This window comes from Streptomyces sp. S6 (assembly GCF_054880855.1).
On the sequence record NZ_JBTYMC010000102.1, the window covers coordinates 1 to 21150 of the forward strand.

Sequence of the window (21150 nt, forward strand, 5' to 3'; positions counted from 1 at the left end):
TCCTTCGCGGCCGGTGGCCGGAGAGGGTGGCTGAGTTGGTGGGCACTCAACCGGCGTTCGTGGAGATTGGGCGCGCGGTGCTGGATCCGGGGGGCCCGCGGTGGCAGCGGCGACGTGCGGGCTCGCCGTCGTCGGCGACCGCACCGGCCTCGCCCCGCTGGACCCCGGCACCGGCACCCTGCTCGTCGCCTCCGCCGCCGTCGCCCTCCTCGGCCTCGCCGCCGACCTGTGGCGGCTGAAGACCCGGTTCCTGGTGATCGGGACGACCGTTTCGGCCGCGTTCGTGATCCCTTTCGGCGATATCGGCGCCCTGGGGGGCGTCGTTTCGGTCGCGTGGGTCGTTTTCGTCGCCCTGGCCTTCCGCAGCCTCGACCACGCGGACGGCGTCGCCGGGACGGCCGGTGTCGTCACCGCCTTCGGCGCCGGGGCCTGTGCCGCCGCCGAGGTGATGGACGGGCCCGCCGTCCTGCTGAGCGTCCTCGCGGCGGCCCTCACCGGCTTCCTGATGCACAACTGGCCGCACGCGCGCGTGGGGCTCGGTACGTGCGGCGCGCTGTTCACCGGGTTCCTGCCGGCCGCCGTCGCCGTCCAGGCGTGCGCGGGACGTGAACCGCTCACCGGCGCGGGCGTGCTCCTCGCGCTGACGGCGGTGGCGGCCCTGGATGTCGTCCTCGTGGCCCTCTCGCGCGCACGCGCCGGACGGCCGCTGCTCAGGCCGGCGCCGGACCACCTTGCGCACCGGCTGCGCCGCCTCGGGATCACGGCTCAGGGGAGCGTCGTCCTGATCGGCGCCGGGGTCTTCGCGGGGGTGCTGGTGGGCGTGCTCGCGCACGCGGGGTGGACGGGTGGGGCGGCGACGGTGTGGGTGGGGGCCGGTGCGGGAGGGGCTGTCGTGGGGTTGCTGCGGGTGCGCGTGTACGGGCCGCAGTCCGTGAAGGTGCGTGCGGCATGCCGCGGGGAGAGGCTGGGGAATCGGGCCCCCGGTTCACGGCGCCTCACCCTCGTCCGCCGTCTCGTCGGCCTGGGGCGCCTGGGGCGGCAGGGGGTTCAGGCCGCTGATGTCACCCCTGGGGCGCATGTCCAGAGGCCTCGGAGGCCGGAGTCTTCACAGGTCAGGGGCGGCATGCGTGTAAGGAACGGATAAGAGTTGAGCCCATCTGACTCAGCTCTGTTGACTCGGCTGGGCGGGTGATGCACACTTGAGCCTGTTCCACTCAAGTCAGCTGGAGGAAGATCAAAATGGCACGTGCGGTCGGCATCGACCTGGGCACGACTAACTCCGTCGTCAGCGTTCTTGAAGGCGGCGAGCCCACCGTCATCACCAACGCAGAGGGCGCCAGGACCACGCCGTCCGTCGTCGCCTTCGCCAAGAACGGCGAGGTGCTCGTCGGCGAGGTGGCCAAGCGTCAGGCGGTCACCAACGTGGACCGGACCATCCGTTCCGTGAAGCGCCACATGGGTACGGACTGGAAGATCGAGCTCGACGGCAAGGTCTTCAACCCGCAGCAGATGTCCGCGTTCATCCTGCAGAAGCTGAAGCGCGACGCCGAGGCGTACCTGGGCGAGAAGGTGACCGACGCGGTCATCACCGTCCCCGCGTACTTCAACGACTCGGAGCGCCAGGCCACGAAGGAGGCCGGCGAGATCGCGGGCCTGAACGTCCTGCGCATCGTCAACGAGCCGACGGCCGCCGCCCTCGCGTACGGCCTCGACAAGGACGAGCAGGTCATCCTGGTCTTCGACCTCGGTGGCGGCACGTTCGACGTCTCGCTCCTGGAGATCGGCGACGGCGTCGTCGAGGTGAAGGCCACCAACGGTGACAACCACCTCGGTGGTGACGACTGGGACCAGCGCGTCGTCGACTACCTGGTCCAGCAGTTCAAGTCGGGCCACGGCGTGGACCTCGGCAAGGACAAGATGGCCCTCCAGCGCCTGCGCGAGGCCGCCGAGAAGGCGAAGATCGAGCTGTCGTCGTCCTCCGAGACGTCGATCAACCTGCCGTACATCACCGCCTCCGCCGAGGGCCCCCTGCACCTCGACGAGAAGCTGACCCGCGCGCAGTTCCAGCAGCTCACCGCGGACCTCCTGGAGCGCTGCAAGACGCCGTTCCACAACGTCATCAAGGACGCCGGCATCTCCCTCAGCGAGATCGACCACGTCGTCCTCGTCGGTGGCTCCACCCGCATGCCCGCCGTCGCCGAGCTCGTCAAGGAACTGACCGGCGGCCGTGAGGCCAACAAGGGCGTCAACCCGGACGAGGTCGTCGCGATCGGCGCCTCCCTCCAGGCCGGTGTCCTCAAGGGCGAGGTCAAGGACGTCCTGCTGCTCGACGTCACCCCGCTGTCCCTCGGCATCGAGACCAAGGGCGGCATCATGACGAAGCTCATCGAGCGCAACACCACGATCCCGACCAAGCGCTCCGAGATCTTCACCACCGCCGAGGACAACCAGCCCTCCGTCCAGATCCAGGTCTACCAGGGCGAGCGCGAGATCGCGGCGTACAACAAGAAGCTCGGGATGTTCGAGCTGACCGGTCTGCCGCCCGCCCCGCGCGGTGTCCCGCAGATCGAGGTCTCCTTCGACATCGACGCCAACGGCATCATGCACGTGACCGCGAAGGACCTCGGCACGGGCAAGGAGCAGAAGATGACCGTCACCGGCGGCTCCTCGCTGCCGAAGGACGAAGTCGACCGCATGCGCCAGGAGGCCGAGCAGTACGCGGACGAGGACCACAAGCGCCGCGAGGCCGCCGAGGCCCGCAACCAGGGCGAGCAGCTCGTCTACCAGACCGAGAAGTTCCTCAAGGACAACGAGGACAAGGTCCCCGGCGAGATCAAGACCGAGGTCGAGGCCGCGCTCGGCGAGCTGAAGGAGAAGCTCAAGGGCGACGACACCGCCGAGATCCGCACCGCCACCGAGAAGGTCGCCGCGGTCTCCCAGAAGCTCGGCCAGGCCATGTACGCGGACGCGCAGGCGGCGCAGGGCGCGGCCGGTGCGGAAGGCGCGGCGGGCGCGGGCGCCAAGGCCGACGACGACGTCGTCGACGCCGAGATCGTCGACGACGAGAAGCCCAAGGGCGGTGCCGCGTGACGGAGGAGACTCCGGGCTTCGAGGAGAAGCCCGACGTCCCCTCCGGCGCCGACGACGCCGAGCCGAAGGCCGCCCCCGAGAAGGAGGCGGCCCCGGCCGGGGACGCGAACCAGACCGCAGGACTGGTGGCTGAGCTGGACCAGGTGCGCACCGCTCTCGGCGAGCGCACCGCCGACCTCCAGCGCCTCCAGGCCGAGTACCAGAACTACCGCCGCCGGGTCGAGCGGGACCGCATCGCGGTCAAGGAGATCGCCGTCGCGAACCTCCTGACCGAGCTGCTGCCCGTCCTCGACGACATCGGCCGCGCGCGGGAGCACGGCGAACTCGTCGGCGGATTCAAGTCCGTCGCGGAGTCGCTGGAGACGACAGCCGCCAAGATGGGGCTGACGCAGTTCGGCAAGGAGGGCGAGCCCTTCGACCCGACGATCCACGAAGCGCTGATGCACTCGTACGCGCCGGACGTCACCGAGACGACGTGCGTGGCGATTCTCCAGCCCGGGTATCGGATCGGCGAGCGCACCATCCGCCCCGCGCGGGTGGCCGTCGCCGAACCGCAGCCCGGCGCGCAGACCGTCAAGGCCGAGGACGAGGCCGACGACGAGAAGGACAACGGCCCTGAGAAGGGCTGACGCAGACGACGAGCGGAAGGGGGCACGTCGAGGATGAGCACCAAGGACTTCATCGAGAAGGACTTCTACAAGGTCCTCGGCGTCCCCAAGGACGCCACCGAGGCCGAGATCAAGAAGGCGTACCGCAAGCTCGCGCGCGAGTTCCACCCGGACGCCAACAAGGGCAACGCCAAGGCGGAGGAGCGCTTCAAGGAGATCTCCGAGGCGAACGACATCCTCGGGGACCCCAAGAAGCGCAAGGAGTACGACGAGGCGCGCGCCCTGTTCGGCAACGGCGGCTACCGCCAGGGCCCGGGTGCGGGCGGCTCGTTCAACTTCGACCTCGGTGACCTCTTCGGAGGCGGCCAGGGCGGTGGCGGCCAGGGCGGCTTCGGCGGCGGCATCGGGGACGTCTTCGGGGGCCTGTTCAACCGGGGCGGCACGACCGCGGGCCGCACCCAGCCCCGGCGCGGGCAGGACATCGACACCGAGGTGACCCTCAGCTTCACCGAGGCCATCGAGGGGGCGACCGTCCCGCTGCGCATGACCTCCCAGGCCGCCTGCAAGGCGTGTTCCGGCACCGGTGACAAGAACGGCACGCCGCGTGTGTGCCCGACCTGCGTCGGCACCGGACAGGTCGCGCGCGGCTCGGGCGGCGGCTTCTCGCTCACCGACCCGTGCCCCGACTGCAAGGGGCGCGGCCTGATCGCCGAGCAGCCCTGCGAGGACTGCCACGGCAGCGGCCGGGCCAAGTCCTCGCGGACGATGCAGGTCCGCATCCCCGCGGGGGTGACGGACGGGCAGCGCATCCGGCTGCGCGGCAAGGGCGGCCCCGGTGAGCGGGGCGGCGCGGCGGGCGACCTCTACGTCGTCGTCCATGTCGGAAGTCACCCCGTCTTCGGGCGGAAGGACGACAATCTGACGGTGACCGTGCCGGTCACGTTCGCGGAGGCGGCGCTCGGCGGGGAGATCAAGGTGCCCACCCTGGGCGGGCCCGCGCTGACGCTGAAGCTGCCGCCGGGCACGCCCAACGGGCGCACGATGCGTGCGCGCGGGAAGGGCGCGGTCCGCAAGGACGGCACCCGCGGGGATCTCCTGGTCACCGTCGAGGTGAGTGTCCCGAAGGACGTGACGGGGAAGGCTCGTGACGCACTGGAGGCGTATCGCGAGGCGACCGCGGGTGAGGACCCGCGGGAGGAGCTGTTCGAGGCCGCGAAGGGAGCATGAGAGTGATGGACGGCCGCCGGCGCAACCCGTACGAACTGACCGAGGAGACCCCGGTCTACGTCATCTCGGTGGCGGCCCAGCTCTCCGGTCTGCACCCGCAGACCCTGCGGCAGTACGACCGTCTCGGCCTGGTCTCCCCGGACCGCACGGCCGGGCGGGGCCGCCGCTACTCGGCCCGTGACATCGAACTGCTGCGTGCCGTGCAGCAGTTGTCGCAGGACGAGGGCATCAACCTGGCCGGCATCAAGCGGATCATCGAACTGGAGAACCAGGTCGCCGCGCTCCAGTCCCGGGTGACGGAGCTGGAGTCGGCGCTCGACGGCGCCGCCGCGGCGATGCAGCAGCGCGAGGCCGCGGTGCACGCGTCGTACCGGCGGGATCTGGTGCCGTACCAGGAGGTGCAGCAGACCAGTGCGTTGGTGGTCTGGCGGCCGAAGAAGCCGAAGGACTGAAAACCGCCTTCAGCGGGACGAATGCCTTCGAAAGGGCCCGGAGTCTGTGACTCCGGGCCCTTTCGGGCTTCTCAAGTGGCGAGCGTGTGAAGGGAGTTGGAGATGCGGGGGAGTCGTCTCCATGTGTTGTTGTCACTTCAGCGCAGTGTGATGTTGCCATCTCGTTAAGTGATTCTTCTTGACTGTGTGGGAGCGGGCCGCGTTGTCTTTGGGACATCTGGGTCCAAGTAGTCGTACCCGCTCCGGAACGTCACCTGAAGTGAGCCCTCGCATGCGTCGTATCTTCATACCCGTCGTCGCCACCACGATGGCCGTCTCGCTCGCCGGATGCGGGATGCTCGACGCGACGGGGGAATCGGCCGACGCGACCCCGACGAAGGGCAACGACCTCACGGTGGGCGTGCTCATGCCGGAGAAGACCAACACCCGGTACGAGCAGTTCGACTACCCCATCATCAAGGCGAAGATCGCCGAGCTCACGGACAAGCAGGGCCGGACGGTCTACGCGAACGCGGCGGCGAAGGCGGCGACGCAGGTCCAGCAGATGGAGAAGATGATCAGCGACAAGGTGGACCTGATCCTCCTCGACGCGGTCGACTCCAAGGGCATCGCGAGCACCGTGGAGAAGGCCAAGGACGCGGGCATCCCCGTCATCGCCTACGACCGGCTCGCCGAGGGGCCGATCGCCGCGTACGTCTCCTTCGACAACGAGCTGGTCGGGCAGGTGCAGGGGCGCACGCTCGTCGAGGCGATCGGCAACGCCAGCACCTCCGACAAGATCGTGATGATCAACGGCTCGCCGACCGACCCCAACGCGGGGCAGTTCAAGGCGGGCGCGCTCGGCGAGATCGACGGGCGGGTGACCATCGCGGCCACCTACGACACCGACGAGTGGAGCCCGGATCTCGCGCAGTCCGAGATGGAGCAGGCGATCCGGAAGATCGGCAAGAACAACATCGCGGGGGTGTACTCGGCGAACGACGCGATGGCCGGGGGCGCGCTGAAGGCGCTGGAGGACGCGGGCGTCAACAAGCTGCCGCCGATCACCGGGCAGGACGCGGAGCTGTCGGCCGTGCAGCGGATCCTCAGCGGGAAGCAGTACATGACGGTCTACAAGCCGTACCCGGAGATGGCCGCCGCCGCCGCGGAGATGGCCGTCGCCAAGATCCAGGGCAAGTCCGTCATGTTCGACTCCCTGACGCGGGACCAGGTGGACAGCCCGACGGACAAGAAGATTCCGGCGCAGTTGGTGACGGTGGTCGCGATGACCAAGGACAAGGTGAAGTCGACGGTCGTGGCGGACGGGATCTATACGGTCGCGCAGATCTGCACGCCGAAGTTCGAGTCGGATTGTCAGGCGGTCGGTCTCAAGTAGTACGGGGTCACCAGCCCATCAGGGGCTTCATGGGGATCACCAGGCCGTCCGGTGCGTGTGCCGCCGGCGTCGTCGCCATCCAGTTCGCCGGGTCGCGGTCGCCGGTGACCCGTAGGCCGGTGACCTTCGCGTTCAGGGGGACGTCGTACCAGAGCTCCACCTCGACAAGGGAGTGGCCGCCGATCGAGATGGAGTCGTGCTGGCGGCGTACGGCCATGGCGAAGCTGTCGGGGCGGGCGGCGCGGCCGGTGACGCCCTCCAGGCGCTGGTCCCGTACCGCGTAGGTGTGGAAGTCGGCGCTGGGGTTGTCCACGCGGAGCCGGGCGGAGCAGAACTGGCCGGAGGGGGCGGCGTCGCTGTGGGTGCCGGTGACGCCGGGGATGCCGCAGCGCAGGGAGAGGACGGTGAAGACGAGGTGGCCGTCCTGGTGGGGGCGGGAAGGGGGTTGGGTGGGGGCGGCGGGGGTGGTGGCCTCGGGTGAGGTGCTGCTGGGGGAGCCTGTGTCGCAGCTGGTGGTGAGGAGGAGGGTGAGGAGGGCCAGGGGGAGGGTTACGGGTCGTGCGCCTCGGTTCGCCATACCGGGGATTGTGGGGGGTGGGGAGGGGGCGGCGGTACTACGGGGCGCACTTCGCCGGTACTACGGGACGTCCCTCGCCGGTACTACGGGTCCACACGGAGTGCAGGCGCTCTCCCAGGGCATGGTGGACCCGGCCGGACGGGGAGCGTCCGGCCGGGTCTCCCGGGTGAGCGGCAACCCGGGGTGCAGCGGTTCCACGATGCCTTGAGTGGGTACGGTGCACCACCGTCAGCTTGTTGCAGTGCGAGGGGCGGAGGCGGGTCGAAACGGCCACATACCGGGGGATTTCAGGTCGCTCGGCCAGCGGCGCCGTGTTGCGGAGCCGGGCGGACGCCCCGCATAGTTGCGCTGCGGAAGAGCGAAGTGCGGGGGTGGGATGGACGATGACCGGGCACGGGACGGAGGACCATCCGCACGGTGCCGACCGGCTCTGCGAGGCCGGTGACCGCGTCTACTCCCGTGCCGTGCGCCGTGGCCGGATCCCGCGCGCCGACGCCGGACAGGCGCCGTGCCTTCTCGAACTCGCCCTGCTCCACCCCGATCCCGACGACATGGACTGGCTCGTCCCCACCGCTCCGCAGGAGGTCATGACCCGCCTGCTGCACGGCCTGTACGACGAGGTCAGCGCGAGCCGGCGACGGATGGGCGCGGCGGTCGCCGCCTTCGAGTGGTACGCCGGACTCGGCGGTCCCGTCAGCGTCTCCGGCGAGGGCATGGCGTTGCGCGTGCTGGACGGGGCCTCCCGGATCCAGGCGGCGCTGGACGAGGCGACCGACGCGTGCACGACCGAGGTGCTGACCGTCCAGCCCGGCGGCATCCGGCGCGAGCACGAGCTCTCCGAGGGGCTGCACCGCGCAATGTCCTTGCGGGCACGCGGAGTTCGGATGCGCGACCTGTACAACCACGTCGCCCGGCACGGCCAGGGCCTGCTGACTTACCTGGACCTGATGGGGGACGCCGTCGAGGCGCGCACCCTCGACGAGGTCACCGACCGGCTCATGGTCTTCGACCGCGCCGTCGCTTTCATCCCCGCCAACCCCGACCGCACCATGGCCCTCGAACTGCGCCACCCCGCCCTCATCACCTATCTCGTCACCGTCTTCGAACGCCTCTGGCGCCTGGCGATCCCCCTCGCCGCACCCATCCCCGCCCCCACCGTCGAGGGCGTCTCCCACCGGGAGCAGTCCATCGCCGCGCTCCTCGCCGAGGGGCATCAGGACGCCGTCATCGCCGAGCGGTTGGGCATCAGCGTCCGCACCTGCCGGGCCCATATCGCCCGGCTCTCCGAGACGTTGGGCGCCGCCAGCCGCACCCAACTCGGCGTGCGCATCGCCCAGGCCGGGCTGCTCGGGGGCGGCGAGGCGTATCGGAGCGGGGTCACTCTTCCCGGCCAAGGATTCCCGACTGGCCGATGAGGTAGCCGAGTTGGGCGCGGCTGTCGCTGCCGAGGGTGGTGGCGAGTTTGGCGATGTGTTCGCGGGCGGTGCGGATGTTGAGGCCGAGGCGGTCGGCGATGACTGCGTCGGTGTGGCCTTCGACGAGGAGGGCGGCGATGGCGCGTTGGCGGGGGGTGACGCCGCTGAGGGAAGGGTGGTGGACCGTTTGGGGGTGCATGGGGGTGGCGAGGCGCCAGAGGCGGTCGAAGGTGGTGGCGAAGTGGTTGACGAGCGCCGGGTGGCGGACCTCCAGGGCGATGTCGCGGTCGTAGTCGACGGGGACGAAAGCGACCGTCCGGTCGACGACGACGAGGCGGTCGGTGACCTCGTCCAGAGTGCGGACCTGTACGTCACCGTCGAGTTGTTCGGCATAGCCGAGCACGCCGGGGGAGTGGCGTTGGGTGTGCTGGTAGAGCGTGCGGATCCGGCCGCCCCGGTCGAGCAGGGCCTGGTCCCGCCGCAGAGAGGCGGACCGCGCGAGTTCCTTGCGTTCGACGCTGTGTGTGGCGACGCGCGGTTGGATGGACAGCATCTCGTCGGTGGCCCCGAGGATCGCCTCGTCGAGACCTTGATTGATCCGCTGGGAGCCGCTCAGGACCCGCAGGGCGGTGCCTTCGTACGTCTTCGGCGTCGTCGGAGCTTCGATCCGCAGCAACGGCTCGAAGGAATCGACCAGTTCGGCCTCCCGGCGCCGCTCCGCCGCGATCCGGTCCTCGGTGAAACGCAGCAGGCGATGCAGGGCGACCGCCGGGGCGACCGGCTCAAGTCGCTCCAGATCGTCAGGAGTTGGGTGCAGCAGGCCGAACTGCACGAGACATGGCGCCGGTTGGGCGTCACTCGCCGTTACCCAGCCTGTCCGCAGGGCGCGGCTGTACAGCTCCGTGCCCGCGTCGCACAGCTTCTCCGCGCCGTGTTCCTGGTGGCTCACCGGGTATCGCCGTCCTCGTCCAGGATGCCGGACCGGGCGATGAGGTAGCCGAGTTGGGCGCGGCTGTCGCTGCCGAGGGTGCCGGCGAGTTTGGCGATGTGTTCGCGGGCGGTGCGGACGTTCATGCCGAGGCGGTCGGCTATGACCGCGTCCGTGTGGCCCTCGACCAGGAGTCCGGCGATGGCACGCTGGCGGAGGGTGACCGTGTCGGTCACCGGGTGCTCCCTGGCGGGTTCGGGGTAGAGAGGGGTGGCGAGGCGCCAGAGACGGTCGAAGGTCGTCGTCAGGTACTTGACGACGGACGGGTGCCGGACCTCCACGGCCAGGCTGTTGTCGTCGCTCGCCGGGATGAAGGCGACGGTGCGGTCGACGGCGATCAGGCGGTCCGTGACCTCGTCCAGCGTGCGGCAGGACGTGTCGCCGTGCAGCCGTTCGTACAGTGCCCGGATCGAGGGCGCGGTGCGCATCGTGTGCTGGTAGAGGGTGCGGATGCGGCAGCCCCGGTCGAGTGCCGTCTGGTCCCGCAGGACCGACACGGCGCGGGCCGTCTCCGCGACGGTGCCGTGCAGGTTCATGTTGGGCTGGATGGTCAGGATCTCCATGGTGGCCTCCGCCATGGCGTCCGTGATGGCCTGGTTGATCCGGGCCTTGCTGCTGAGCAGGGTGATGGCCGGGGTGCCGGCCACCGCCAGGTCCGCGTCGATCCGCACCAACTTCTCGAACGTCTCGGCCAGTTGCTCCTCCCGCTGCCGCTCGTCCGCGATGCGCCGCGCCGATCGTCGGAGCATGCGGTGCAGGGCGAGTGTGGGGGAGACCGGCTCCAGTCGGGTCAGGTCGTCCACGGCGGGGTGCAGCAGGCCCATGTCGACCAGGCATGGGGCCGTCTGCGCCTGTGCCGCCGGGATGTTTCCCTCGTCCAGCGCGCGTTCGTACAACTCTGCTCCCGATGCGCAGAGTTCCTCCACGCCGTGGGGTGGGTGGAGGGCTGTCATCTTTCGGTTTCCTTCTGCTTGAGGATGCCCGACTCGCCGATGAGGTAGCCGAGTTGGGCGCGGCTGTCGCTGCCGAGGGCGGTGGCGAGTTTGGCGATGTGGACGCGGGCCGTGCGGATGTTGAGGCCGAGGCGGTCGGCGATCACGGCGTCGGTGTGGCCCTCGACGAGGAGGCGGGCGATGGCGCGCTGGCGCGAGGTGATGGCGCCCGGTGAGGGGTGCGGGACGGCCTCGGGGTGCATGGGGGTCGCCAACTGCCAGAAGCGGTCGAACGTGATCGTGAAGTACTGGATCAGCGCCGGGTTGCGCACCTCCAGGGCGAGGGTGCGTTCCTTGTTCGCCGGGATGAAGGCGACCGCGCGGTCCACGATGATGAGCCGGTCGGTGACTTCGTCGAGGGTGCGGGCCTGGACGTCGCCGCGCAGATGTTCGTACCGTGCGACGACCGCGGGCTTGTGGCGCTGGGTGTGCTGGTAGAGCGTACGCAGCCGGCCGCCCCGGTCGAGCAGGGCCTGATCGCGCTCCAGCGAGGCGGCCCGCGCCGCGTCGCTCATGGTGGGGGCGTCGGGCTGGACCGCGAGGATCTCTCCGGTGACGTCGGCCATGGCCGCGGAGATGGCGAGGTTGATCCGGCCGAAGCCGTCCAGTGGCCGGATCCCCGAGCCGTCCGTGCTGCCGCCGTCCGGCCCGGCCAGGGTCAGCAGCGGTTCGAACGTCTCCGCGAGCCACTCGCTGTGCCGGCGGTGGTGGGCGATGGCGTCGTCGGCGGAGCGCAGCAGCCGGGTGAGGACGAGGGCGGGAGGCACCGGCCGCAGCAGGAGGGCGTCCTCGGGGTCCGGACGCAGCAGTCCGGTGCCGGCGAGACAGGGCAGCGCCTCGGCCTCGCGGGCCGGCACCTGTCCGTCCCGTAGCGCCCGGCCGTAGAGCGCGAGGACCGCCTCGCACGGCTCCTCCACTCCGTGAGATGAGTGCGGTGCCGTCATACGGCGGTCTCCTCCAGTCTCAGGATTCCGGGATCTGCGGTCGGCTGTGGTGACTTCGCGACGTTACCCCGGGCCAGGTGGACGGCTGCGCGGGGCGCCTGGTGAGCGGAGTGCGTCGAGGGGCGGCTCCGGACGAGGGCCCTCGGTGTGGTGACGGCGCGCTGCGGCCCGCACATCACCGCTCCCGGTCCAGGAATCTGGACTGGGCTATGAGGTAGCCGAGTTGGGCGCGGCTGTCGCTGCCGAGGGCGATGGCGCGTTGGCGGGGGGTGACGCCGCTGTGGGAGGGGTGGTGGACCGTTTGGGGGTGCATGGGGGTGGCGAGGCGCCAGAGGCGGTCGGTGACCTCGTCGAGGGTGGGGGCCTCGACGTCTCCCCCCAACTGCTCGTAGCGGGCCAGGGTTTCGGGTATGTGGCGCTGGGTGTGCTGGTAGAGGGTGCGGATGCGCCTGCCCCGGTCCAGGCCGCTGAGCAGCCGGATGCCGAACGCGTCCGTCGTCCCGTTGTCCGGCACGACGAGGGCGAGGAGCGGTTCGAACGTCTCCGTCAACCGCGCGCTCTGCCTGCGGCGTTCGGCGATGTCGTCGTCGGCCGCGCGCTGGAGGCGGGCCAGGGCGACGGCGGGGGGCACCGGCTTCAGCCGGTGTGCGTTCGCCAAGTCGGTTTGCAGCAGGCCTGCTTCGATGAGGCAGGGCAGCAACTCAACTTTCCCCGCTGCGACTTGGCCCTCACGCAGTGCCCGGGTGTACAACTCCAGGCCCGCCTCGCACAGTTCCTCCACTCCATGGGGCGGGTGCGGCACCGTCATGTGTCGGCCTTCCTTCTGCTTCAGGAGTCCGGGCCCGCCGGTGAGGTGGCAGGGGCGGTTGCGTCTCGCGATGGGTCCGCGGGTGGCCCGGGGCTTCGTGCCGGGACGTTCCGTGATCACGGCGTCCGTACGGCCTTCCGCCAGGAGTGCGGCGATGGCCCGTCGGCGGGGTGCGACACCGTCGTACGAAGGCTGCCGGGCGGTCTCGGGGTGCAAGCAGGTGGCCGACCGGAGGCCGAACGCCGTCGCCGGGTGGGCGAGCGGGGGGTGATGTCGTCTTTTCGGGGTCATCGTAGGGTCGGCGCCGGTCGGCGCCGGTCGGCGTGGAGGTGGTGGGGTGGTTCCGGGCCAAGGCGCAGAAGTGTGTGTCGCCCTCCTTATTTCCTCCCGCAGCGTCGTGGGACTTACTTTTCTCAGCCTCAATGCTCCCGGTCCAGGATGCCCGATTGGGCGATGAGGTAGCCGAGTTGGGCGCGGCTGCCGCTGCCGAGCGAGGTGGCCAGCTTGGCGATGTGAGCGCGACAAGTCCGTACGTTCATCCCGAGACGGCGGGCGATCGCCTCGTCGACATGCCCCTCCACCAGCAGTTTGGCGATCGAGTACTGGATCTCGGTGATGCCGTCGGAAGCGATTTCGTACGGTGTGCCGCCGGTCAGGGGAACCGCGCGGTTCCACATGAACTCGAAGACCTTGACCAGGTACCGGATCAGGCCGGGGTGTCGTAGTTCCAGGGCTACCTGCTGATCGTCGCGGGTTGGGATGAAGGCGACAGTCTCATCGCAGATGATCAACCGCTCCACAAGCTCGTCGATGGTGCGGTATTCGGCCTTGCCGTCTGCCAGCTGTGCGGCGTAGGCGAGCTGACTGGGGGCATAGCGGGCGGTGTGCTGGTACACCGTACGGATCTGCACCCCTCGTTCGATCATCGGCCGATCGCGTTCCATCGCCTGGATGAGGCTTCGCTCAGTGAGGAGCCGGTCGCTGGGCTGGACGGTGAGCATCTCCGTACGGCACTGGGCGGTGGCCATGTCCAGCGCGGCGTTGATGCGTTTTCCACCCTCCAGTACGGCAATGGAGTCGCTGGGGGAGACGATCTGGGTGTTCAGGGACATGAAGGGTTCGAACAGGTCTGTCAGCTGGATCACCGAACGGCGCCGCTCGGCGATCTCGTGCTCCAGAGGAGCGAGCTGACGCGCCAGGGCCGCTCCAGGAGAGATGGGCCGCAGCCAGTCAGGATCGTTCGGATCGGGGTGGAGCAGGGAAAACTCCATCAGGCAGGGAACGGCTTCGGCGTCCGCGCGCGCGATGCGCCCCGTGCGTAGAGCGGCGGCGTAAAACCTGCTTCCCTCCTCACACAGGTTGGTCATCGAGTGGGGATGTGTCGCTTTTGCGCTATTCATCTCCAAATCTCCACCCCCCAGGGTCCTGAATGTGCAGGAACATGATGCATCGATTGTGTGGCCATCACGTGCCTGAATGAGCCATCGTCGTACTCGACGGGGGAACAAGGGGATCTCAAGTAAGGATGAAGCCGACAATGCGTAACAGAGCGCTTCGCGCGATACTTGTCGCCGCTTTCTCCGCCGTCGCAGTCCTGGGTGTGCTGGGAGGCTTCAGCGGGAGGTCGGTCGACACTCGAGCGAACAGCGCTTGGCCGTCCGTGGCGGTGAACGCGATCGATACGGTGGTGGATGGCGCACCGGCGGATTCTCCTGCCGACGGTAGTGGAGTCTGACATGACCACCCCACCCGACGACCGCTCCTTCCGCCGCGAAATGGCCACCGCCTACCGCTCCGGCTGGCACTTCATCGACCTGGTCACCGCCATCCCCCACAACGGTGACTCGCTGATGGTGACAGTGTTCGGCGAGCCGGTGGTGGTCACGCGGGACGAGGACGGCGACGTGCGGGCGTACCGGTGCCTGCGGCGCCCCCGTGGAGCGCCGCAGCCGGTGCAGTGTGCCATCCGGTACGGAATGATCTTTGTGAACCTCGATCGACGAGACCACAGGCTGACGGACGCGGAGCCCCCCACCTCGCGGACCATCTCAGCCACCCCCCGCAGTGCCTGACGCGATTCCCCCGTCGTAAAAGATCGCTCAGGTGCTTCCCCCCGCAGCGGCGTCACCGTGACCTGAACACGGTGACGCCGCTGTGTTTTCGCATGACATCTCATGACATACGACGATCCCCCGGTTGGCCGGAAAGCGCCCCTCCAGCCTCTGGAGTCACCCCCGCCCCATGGCCCGCGTCAGTGTGATCTCGATCACCACGCGTTCGGGGTTCGGTGACGGCGTCCTCCCGTACCGCTCGGCGTAGCGCCGCTCGGCGTCGGCCACCCGCTCCGGCTCGGTGCGGACGACGGCCACCCCCTCCAGCGTCGCCCAGCGCGCCCGGTCCACCTGGCAGACGGCGACCCGCGCCCCCTCCTCCCCGGCGGCCAGCACGTTCCGCACCTTCGTGCTGGTCCGGCTGGCGATCACCCGTGCGAGCCGGCCGTCGGGGTCGTACGTCACGCCTACGGGTACGACGTGCGGGGTGCCGTCCGGTCGTGGTGTCGTGAGGGTGCACAGGTGGTGTTCGCGCCAGAACGCGACGTACGCGTCGTCCGGCGCGTCCAGGTCTTGGGGGTATGCGGCCATGGCGTGAATGTAACCGGTCCCGCCGTTTCCCCTCCCCGGCTCACCTTGAGTGGAATAGACTCAACTTTATGGACGTTGCTCAAGTCAGCAACATTCGGAGCCCGTAGTACCCGTAGGACGCAAGGAGGAGACCCCGACCGTGGACGCAGAGCTGACCAACCGGAGCCGGGACGCGATCAACGCGGCGAGCAGCCGTGCCGTGTCCGAGGGGCACCCCGACCTCACCCCCGCACACCTGCTCCTGGCTCTGCTCGCCGGGCAGGACAACGAGAACATCACCGACCTGCTCGTCGCCGTCGAGGCCGACCAGGCCGCCGTGCGCCAGGGGGCCGAGCAGGTGCTCGCCTCCCTCCCAAGGGTGACGGGGTCGACGGTGGCCCCGCCGCAGCCGAGCCGTGAACTGCTCGCCGTGATCGCGGACGCCCAGAGTCGCGCCGCCGACCTCGGGGACGACTACCTCTCCACCGAGCACCTCCTGATCGGCATCGCCGACAAGGGCGGCCAGGCCGGCGACGTCCTCGTCCGGCAGGGCGCCACCGCGAAGAAGCTGCTGGACGCGTTCCAGAAGGCGCGCGGCGGCCGGCGCGTCACCTCCGCCGATCCCGAGGGGTCCTACAAGGCGCTGGAGAAGTTCGGCACGGACTTCACCGCCGCCGCCCGCGAGGGCAAGCTCGACCCGGTCATCGGCCGGGACCAGGAGATCCGGCGGGTCGTCCAGGTGCTGTCCCGGCGCACCAAGAACAACCCGGTCCTCATCGGCGAGCCCGGCGTCGGCAAGACCGCCGTCGTCGAAGGACTCGCGCAGCGCATCGTGAAGGGCGACGTCCCGGAGTCCCTCAAGAACAAGCGGCTCGTCTCCCTCGACCTCGGCGCGATGGTCGCGGGCGCCAAGTACCGCGGCGAGTTCGAGGAGCGGCTCAAGACCGTGCTGGCCGAGATCAAGGAGTCGGACGGCCAGGTCATCACGTTCATCGACGAGTTGCACACCGTCGTCGGCGCCGGCGCGGGCGGCGACTCCGCCATGGACGCCGGGAACATGCTCAAGCCGATGCTCGCGCGCGGCGAACTGCGCATGGTCGGCGCCACCACGCTCGACGAGTACCGCGAACGCATCGAGAAGGACCCGGCGTTGGAGCGCCGCTTCCAGCAAGTCCTCGTCGCCGAGCCCTCGGTGGAGGACACGATCGCCATCCTCCGCGGCCTGAAGGGCCGTTACGAGGCGCACCACAAGGTCCAGATCGCCGACAGCGCCCTCGTCGCCGCGGCCACCCTCTCCGACCGGTACATCACCTCCCGCTTCCTGCCCGACAAGGCCATCGACCTCGTCGACGAGGCGGCCTCCCGGCTCCGCATGGAGATCGACTCGTCCCCCGTCGAGATCGACGAACTCCAGCGCGCCGTCGACCGGTTGAAGATGGAGGAGCTGGCCCTCAGCAAGGAGACCGACGCCGCCTCCCGGGACCGCCTGGAGCGGCTGCGCCGCGACCTCGCGGACAAGGAGGAGGAGCTGCGCGGCCTCAACGCCCGCTGGGAGAAGGAGAAGCAGTCCCTCAACCGGGTCGGTGAACTCAAGGAGAAGCTCGACGAGCTGCGCGGCCAGGCCGAACGCGCCCAGCGCGACGGCGACTTCGACACCGCCTCCAAGCTGCTGTACGGCGAGATCCCCACGCTGGAGCGGGACTTGGCGGAGGCGTCGGCCGCGGAGGCGGTGGCCGCCCGCGACACGATGGTCAAGGACGAGGTCGGTCCCGACGACATCGCGGACGTCGTCGGCTCCTGGACCGGCATCCCCGCTGGGCGCCTCCTGGAGGGCGAGACCCAGAAACTCCTGCGCATGGAAGAGGAGTTGGGCCGCCGCCTGATCGGCCAGACCGAGGCCGTGCGGGCCGTCTCCGACGCCGTACGCCGCTCCCGCGCAGGGATCGCGGACCCCGACCGGCCGACCGGGTCCTTCCTGTTCCTCGGCCCGACCGGCGTCGGCAAGACCGAACTGGCCAAGGCCCTCGCGGACTTCCTCTTCGACGACGAGCGGGCGATGGTCCGCATCGACATGTCGGAGTACGGCGAGAAGCACAGCGTGGCCCGGCTGGTGGGGGCGCCTCCTGGCTACGTCGGGTACGAGGAGGGCGGCCAGCTCACCGAGGCGGTGCGCCGGCGGCCGTACACCGTCGTCCTGCTCGACGAGGTGGAGAAGGCACATCCCGAGGTCTTCGACGTGCTCCTCCAGGTGCTGGACGACGGGCGCCTGACGGACGGTCAGGGCCGCACGGTCGACTTCCGCAACACGATCCTCGTGCTGACGTCCAACCTGGGCAGCCAGTTCCTGGTCGACCCGCTGACGACCGAGCACGAGAAGCGGGAGCAGGTGCTGGAGATCGTCCGGACGTCCTTCAAGCCGGAGTTCCTGAACCGGCTGGACGACCTCGTCGTCTTCTCGGCCCTCTCGCAGGACGAGCTGGCGCACATCGCGCGCCTCCAGATCGACCGGCTCGCCCGGCGCCTCGCCGACCGGCGGCTCACGCTGGAGGTCAGCGAGGAGGCGCTCGCGTGGCTGGCGACCGAGGGGAACGATCCCGCGTACGGGGCGCGTCCGCTGCGGCGGCTCGTCCAGACCGCGATCGGGGACCGGCTGGCCAAGGAGATCCTGTCCGGGGAGGTCAAGGACGGGGACACGGTCAGGGTGGACGTGTTCGGGGACGGGCTGATCGTGGGGGCGGGCACGGGGAAGAGGCTGTAGGGCCGGTCGGGGTTCGGGTAGGTCGGGCGGGGGAGGTCGGGGTATTACGGGTGACCCGGGGTACTACGGGTATCCCGTAATACCCGCGCCGCCTCCGTAACCCCGTGACCACCGGCTTTCCCGGCCCCCGTCGCCCCCGATGTTCAAGGCCCGGTCAGTTCGTGTCAGCCGAGGGCTGACAGGGTCCTTCGGGGGTTGCCAGTCCCCGCCCCGCATGGGGGAGGATGGCGGCATCCGTACGAAGGGAAAAACACGGTGAGCATCGACCCGTCCTCGATTCCGAATTTCGGGGGCCAGCCCGAGCCGCAGCCCCAAGGACCGGCGGGCCCCGTCGTCCCTGACCAGGATCTCGTGAAGCAGCTCCTCGACCAGATGGAGCTGAAGTACGTCATCGACGACGAGGGTGACCTCGCGGCGCCGTGGGAGCAGTTCCGCACGTACTTCATGTTCCGCGGGGAGGGCGAGCAGCAGGTCTACTCCGTGCGGACCTTCTTCGACCGGCCGCACCAGATCGACGACAAGCCCCAGCTCCTTGAGGCGATCGACGACTGGAACCGCCGCACCCTGTGGCCCAAGGTCTACACGCACACCCACGACGACGGCTCGGTCCGCCTCATCGGCGAGACGCAGATGCTGATCGGCGCGGGCGTGAACATCGAGTTCTTCGTCTCCTCCACGGTGAGCTGGGTCCGCGCGTCCATCGAGTTCGACAAGTGGCTCGTGGAGCAGCTCGGTCTTGAGGACGAGGGCGTCGAGCTGGAGAAGGAGGGGGACGACGACCAGTAGGTCGTTCCCCTCCGTGGGCCCGTAGGTCTGGCGGGGCAGCGGGTGCCGTAGTCCCGAGGTACCAGGGGCGCGCACCCCGTACGACCCGTAGACCCTCCGGCCTACAGCGGCGTATCCGCGAGCACGACCAGGTACGCCCCGTACGCGAACGAGAGCCCGGCCAGGGCCGCGACCACCACGGCCGCGTGCCACGGCCGGGTTCTCGCCGTCCGGGCCAGGGCCGCCGCGACCGGCAGGAGCAGGGGGAACGCCGGCAGCAGAAACCGTGGCTTCGACTCGAAGAACCCCGACCCGCCGAGGGCGATCAGCAGCAGGACGCCCGTGTAGACCAGCAGGGGCAGCGGGGCGCGGTCGGCGAGGAGCAGGGCGTACAGCAGGGCCGCGGCGCCGACGATCACCAGGGTCATCGGGAAGACGAACCGGTCCCCCTCCAGCAGCAGATGCCGGACGAACCGCAGCGACCCCTTCCCGAAGTCGAACCGCGACCCCCACAGCCGCTGCACCGCGAAGTAGCCCCCCAGCGGATCACCCTTCCGCACCCCCACCCACAGCACGTACGCCGCCCACCCCAGGGGTGCGAGCGCGATCCCCGTCCACAGCCTGTGGGAAACCGGGCCCCGCGCGCGGGGGGCTCGCACGGGCACCGGTTCCGTGAGCCGTCCTCGCGGGGGCGTCGCCCGCTTCGAGCGGGTGCTCCCGCTCTGACTCGGCATCCCCGCGACGAGGCCCCGCGCGCGGGGAGGCTGACTGGTGCTGGTGTCGTGGCCGGGGTTGGGACTGGAGCCGGAGTTCCGCTTCGTCGGCACCCCCGTCGTCGGCCGCTCCCGCGAGCTGAGGCCAGGGTTGAGGCCGGGGCTGAGGCCGGGACCGGAGTTCCGCCCCCGCACCACCGTCCGGTGCCCCCACGCGCGCACCCGCGCCAGAACCCCGCTGACCCGCCTCGACGTCCCCAACCCGCGCCCCCGCGCGCGTACCCCCTCGCACACCCCCGCCACCACCACAGCCGCGGCGACCGCGAACCCGTTGGGCCGGGACAGCCCCGCCGCGGCGGCCAGCGTGCCCGCCCACACCCAGCGTCCGGTCAGCACGGCGTACAGCGCCCACGCGGCGAAGGCGGTGAGGACCGGCTCGGTGTAGGCCATCGACAGGACGACGGAGTGCGGCAGGAGTCCCCACAGGAGGACCGTCGCGGCGGCGACGGCGGGACCGCGCAGGAGCCGCGCCACGGCGTGGATCCCGCAGGCGGCGACGGCGGCGGCCGTCCAGGACACCAGGAGGCCCGCTGAGCCGCCGCTGAGGGGCGTCACGGCGGTCACCGCGCGCACGAGGCCCGGGTAGAGCGGGAAGAACGCCAGATCGCTGTGGACGACGTCGGGACCGAAGTGCAGGGTTCGCCCGTAGCCGTGCGCGGCGATGCCCAGGTACCACCGTGAGTCCCAGGAGTGCCCGAGAAGGGCCAGCGGATCCTTGCCGGCCGCGTGGGCGACCCCCGCGAGCACCCCCGCCCCGGCGAGCCGCGCCAGGACGAACAGCCCGAGGGCGACGAGCACGCCCCGGTGGCGCCGGACAGCGGGACGGTGCGCGACGACGGACGGCGGGGCGAGTGCGGTGGTGGCGTGAGTCACACTCGGCACCATGCAGTGCCACGGCCCGACATGCGAGCAGGAGAGGGCCGGGTGGGGGATTCTGACGGATCGTCGGATCGCACGGAGTGTCGCGTTCCGCGGATGTCCGTATCGCGCTCCCTATGGACGCCGTTCCGGAACCGATGCCGTCATCGATGTCCTGATCGACGTCCTGTAGGGAGCCCCGTTTCAGTCGGCGAGCGCCTCGGCGACGGCGTACTGGAAGGGCCCGGAGTTGACGTACGTGAGGAACTGCTTCGCCGAGCGGACCGCGCCGGTCGGCTCCGGGGACGCCGTCACCCAGGCGACTCCCTGTTCGTACACCTGGCGCGGATCAGGTGGCGAGGAGAGCGGTCAGGACGACGGCGGGATCGGCGTCAGGCGGTCCGGCCGGCCACCAGGTGCCCTGGTCCTTGGTGTACGGGTACCACAGTCCGTCCCGGCCCAGGCGCAGTTGGGCGTCGCGGCCCTCGACGGTCCAGCGGTTGCGCCAGGAACGGAGCCGGGGCGGTCTGCTGTCGGCCCAGTCCGCGCGCAGCGCCTCGCGGTCGCGCTCCAGGCGGGAGGCGGGCGGGGTCCAGGGGCTTTCCAGTACGTCCAGGGACGCGGCACCGCCGTGCCGCCACGCGCGGGTGGCGACGGCGAGGTCGCGGGGGGTGCGGCCGCAGTTCGAGGCGATCCGGGCGAAGACCTCCAGAGTGGGGTGAGCGGCGGTGAAGCGGACGGTGTCCTGCCAATCGGTGAGCGGGACGGGCGGCGCCGTGTCGGCATGGCGCGTGTCGAGGGCTCCGGCGAGCAGGTGATGGGCACGCATCGCGGCGTCGGCGGCGAGCAGTTCGAGCGCGGCCGGGTCCACGCCGGGCTCCGGGACGGCCGAGTCCACC

General features: G+C 70.2%; 18 protein-coding genes and 1 pseudogene. 10 read left to right on the forward strand and 9 right to left on the reverse strand.

Annotated elements, in window-relative coordinates:
• Positions 1–100 precede the first annotated feature (100 nt).
• The 6 genes from ACVNF4_RS16655 (at position 101) to ACVNF4_RS16680 (ending at position 6752) form a co-directional block, all read left to right on the forward strand.
• Positions 101–1144: an MraY family glycosyltransferase gene (locus tag ACVNF4_RS16655; RefSeq protein WP_461803594.1), complete on the forward strand. Its 1044-nt coding sequence runs from the start codon at positions 101–103 to the stop codon at positions 1142–1144.
• A 95-nt stretch (positions 1145–1239) separates the two neighbouring features.
• Positions 1240–3090, forward strand: coding sequence for a molecular chaperone DnaK (dnaK, locus tag ACVNF4_RS16660; protein WP_461803595.1), 1851 nt, complete (start codon positions 1240–1242; stop codon positions 3088–3090).
• On the forward strand, positions 3087–3719 hold the full coding sequence (gene grpE / locus ACVNF4_RS16665; RefSeq protein WP_461803596.1) for a nucleotide exchange factor GrpE: 633 nt from the start codon (positions 3087–3089) through the stop codon (positions 3717–3719). Before dnaK ends, grpE begins: the two co-directional genes overlap by 4 nt.
• A gap of 33 nt (positions 3720–3752) precedes the next feature.
• Positions 3753–4925 carry a molecular chaperone DnaJ gene (dnaJ, locus tag ACVNF4_RS16670; RefSeq protein ID WP_461803597.1) on the forward strand — a complete coding sequence of 391 codons (1173 nt, stop codon included), beginning with the start codon at positions 3753–3755 and terminating at the stop codon, positions 4923–4925.
• A 5-nt stretch (positions 4926–4930) separates the two neighbouring features.
• Entirely contained in the window at positions 4931–5377 is a 447-nt protein-coding gene (locus ACVNF4_RS16675) for a heat shock protein transcriptional repressor HspR (protein ID WP_355877601.1), read from the forward strand.
• A gap of 271 nt (positions 5378–5648) precedes the next feature.
• Complete coding sequence (locus ACVNF4_RS16680) at positions 5649–6752, forward strand: substrate-binding domain-containing protein (protein WP_461803598.1); 1104 nt, start codon at positions 5649–5651, stop codon at positions 6750–6752.
• Positions 6753–6759: 7 nt separating this feature from the next.
• Here ACVNF4_RS16680 and ACVNF4_RS16685 read toward each other — a convergent pair whose 3' ends face one another.
• Positions 6760–7329, reverse strand: coding sequence for a hypothetical protein (locus ACVNF4_RS16685; RefSeq protein ID WP_461803599.1), 570 nt, complete (start codon positions 7327–7329; stop codon positions 6760–6762).
• Positions 7330–7712: 383 nt separating this feature from the next.
• Between ACVNF4_RS16685 and ACVNF4_RS16690 the strand changes: the two genes are divergently transcribed.
• Complete coding sequence (locus ACVNF4_RS16690) at positions 7713–8744, forward strand: helix-turn-helix transcriptional regulator (RefSeq protein ID WP_461803600.1); 1032 nt, start codon at positions 7713–7715, stop codon at positions 8742–8744.
• Here the strand turns inward: ACVNF4_RS16690 and ACVNF4_RS16695 are convergent.
• The 5 genes from ACVNF4_RS16695 to ACVNF4_RS16715 form a co-directional block, all read right to left on the reverse strand.
• Positions 8707–9693, reverse strand: coding sequence for a helix-turn-helix transcriptional regulator (locus ACVNF4_RS16695; protein WP_461803601.1), 987 nt, complete (start codon positions 9691–9693; stop codon positions 8707–8709). The genes ACVNF4_RS16690 and ACVNF4_RS16695 overlap by 38 nt on opposite strands.
• Positions 9690–10685 (reverse strand): helix-turn-helix transcriptional regulator, encoded by a 996-nt coding sequence (locus ACVNF4_RS16700; protein ID WP_461803602.1) that lies wholly within the window; start codon positions 10683–10685, stop codon positions 9690–9692. The genes ACVNF4_RS16695 and ACVNF4_RS16700 overlap by 4 nt, the downstream gene beginning before the upstream one ends.
• Entirely contained in the window at positions 10682–11668 is a 987-nt protein-coding gene (locus ACVNF4_RS16705) for a helix-turn-helix transcriptional regulator (RefSeq protein ID WP_461803603.1), read from the reverse strand. Before ACVNF4_RS16705 ends, ACVNF4_RS16700 begins: the two co-directional genes overlap by 4 nt.
• A 175-nt stretch (positions 11669–11843) precedes the next feature.
• Positions 11844–12476, reverse strand: a complete 633-nt coding sequence (locus ACVNF4_RS16710) for a hypothetical protein (protein WP_461803604.1) — start codon at positions 12474–12476, stop codon at positions 11844–11846.
• 419 nt (positions 12477–12895) lie between these two features.
• A complete protein-coding gene (locus ACVNF4_RS16715; protein ID WP_461803605.1) occupies positions 12896–13843 on the reverse strand; it encodes a helix-turn-helix transcriptional regulator in 948 nt (315 codons plus the stop codon).
• 369 nt (positions 13844–14212) lie between these two features.
• On the opposite strand from ACVNF4_RS16715, the gene ACVNF4_RS16720 reads away from it, so the two are divergent.
• The gene (locus ACVNF4_RS16720) at positions 14213–14548 is read left to right on the forward strand and encodes a hypothetical protein (protein ID WP_355877617.1); all 336 of its coding nucleotides are present in this window, start codon (positions 14213–14215) and stop codon (positions 14546–14548) included.
• 156 nt (positions 14549–14704) lie between these two features.
• Here ACVNF4_RS16720 and ACVNF4_RS16725 read toward each other — a convergent pair whose 3' ends face one another.
• Positions 14705–15118, reverse strand: coding sequence for a pyridoxamine 5'-phosphate oxidase family protein (locus ACVNF4_RS16725; RefSeq protein ID WP_461803606.1), 414 nt, complete (start codon positions 15116–15118; stop codon positions 14705–14707).
• A gap of 139 nt (positions 15119–15257) precedes the next feature.
• Between ACVNF4_RS16725 and clpB the strand changes: the two genes are divergently transcribed.
• Both clpB and ACVNF4_RS16735 read left to right on the forward strand, forming a co-directional pair.
• On the forward strand, positions 15258–17855 hold the full coding sequence (gene clpB, locus ACVNF4_RS16730) for an ATP-dependent chaperone ClpB (RefSeq protein WP_461803607.1): 2598 nt from the start codon (positions 15258–15260) through the stop codon (positions 17853–17855).
• A 255-nt stretch (positions 17856–18110) separates the two neighbouring features.
• Positions 18111–18641: a YbjN domain-containing protein gene (locus tag ACVNF4_RS16735; protein ID WP_461803608.1), complete on the forward strand. Its 531-nt coding sequence runs from the start codon at positions 18111–18113 to the stop codon at positions 18639–18641.
• Positions 18642–18742: 101 nt separating this feature from the next.
• Here ACVNF4_RS16735 and ACVNF4_RS16740 read toward each other — a convergent pair whose 3' ends face one another.
• Together ACVNF4_RS16740 and ACVNF4_RS16745 are read right to left on the reverse strand one after the other, a co-directional pair.
• Positions 18743–20266 (reverse strand): hypothetical protein, encoded by a 1524-nt coding sequence (locus ACVNF4_RS16740; protein ID WP_461803609.1) that lies wholly within the window; start codon positions 20264–20266, stop codon positions 18743–18745.
• Positions 20267–20600: 334 nt separating this feature from the next.
• Positions 20601–21150 (reverse strand): annotated as a pseudogene (locus ACVNF4_RS16745) (SWF or SNF family helicase); the annotation flags it as partial.

What these genes read in the sequence shown, in the direction of transcription:
- ACVNF4_RS16725 (WP_461803606.1), bottom strand. Translation starts at nt 15,118, where the DNA reads ATGGCCGCATACCCCCAAGACCTGGACGCGCCGGACGACGCGTACGTC.
- dnaK (WP_461803595.1), top strand. Translation starts at nt 1,240, where the DNA reads ATGGCACGTGCGGTCGGCATCGACCTGGGCACGACTAACTCCGTCGTC.
- dnaJ (WP_461803597.1), top strand. Translation starts at nt 3,753, where the DNA reads ATGAGCACCAAGGACTTCATCGAGAAGGACTTCTACAAGGTCCTCGGC.
- ACVNF4_RS16720 (WP_355877617.1), top strand. Translation starts at nt 14,213, where the DNA reads ATGACCACCCCACCCGACGACCGCTCCTTCCGCCGCGAAATGGCCACC.
- ACVNF4_RS16700 (WP_461803602.1), bottom strand. Translation starts at nt 10,685, where the DNA reads ATGACAGCCCTCCACCCACCCCACGGCGTGGAGGAACTCTGCGCATCG.
- ACVNF4_RS16715 (WP_461803605.1), bottom strand. Translation starts at nt 13,843, where the DNA reads ATGACCAACCTGTGTGAGGAGGGAAGCAGGTTTTACGCCGCCGCTCTA.
- ACVNF4_RS16675 (WP_355877601.1), top strand. Translation starts at nt 4,931, where the DNA reads ATGGACGGCCGCCGGCGCAACCCGTACGAACTGACCGAGGAGACCCCG.
- ACVNF4_RS16705 (WP_461803603.1), bottom strand. Translation starts at nt 11,668, where the DNA reads ATGACGGCACCGCACTCATCTCACGGAGTGGAGGAGCCGTGCGAGGCG.
- ACVNF4_RS16685 (WP_461803599.1), bottom strand. Translation starts at nt 7,329, where the DNA reads ATGGCGAACCGAGGCGCACGACCCGTAACCCTCCCCCTGGCCCTCCTC.
- ACVNF4_RS16680 (WP_461803598.1), top strand. Translation starts at nt 5,649, where the DNA reads ATGCGTCGTATCTTCATACCCGTCGTCGCCACCACGATGGCCGTCTCG.
- ACVNF4_RS16690 (WP_461803600.1), top strand. Translation starts at nt 7,713, where the DNA reads ATGACCGGGCACGGGACGGAGGACCATCCGCACGGTGCCGACCGGCTC.
- ACVNF4_RS16710 (WP_461803604.1), bottom strand. Translation starts at nt 12,476, where the DNA reads ATGACGGTGCCGCACCCGCCCCATGGAGTGGAGGAACTGTGCGAGGCG.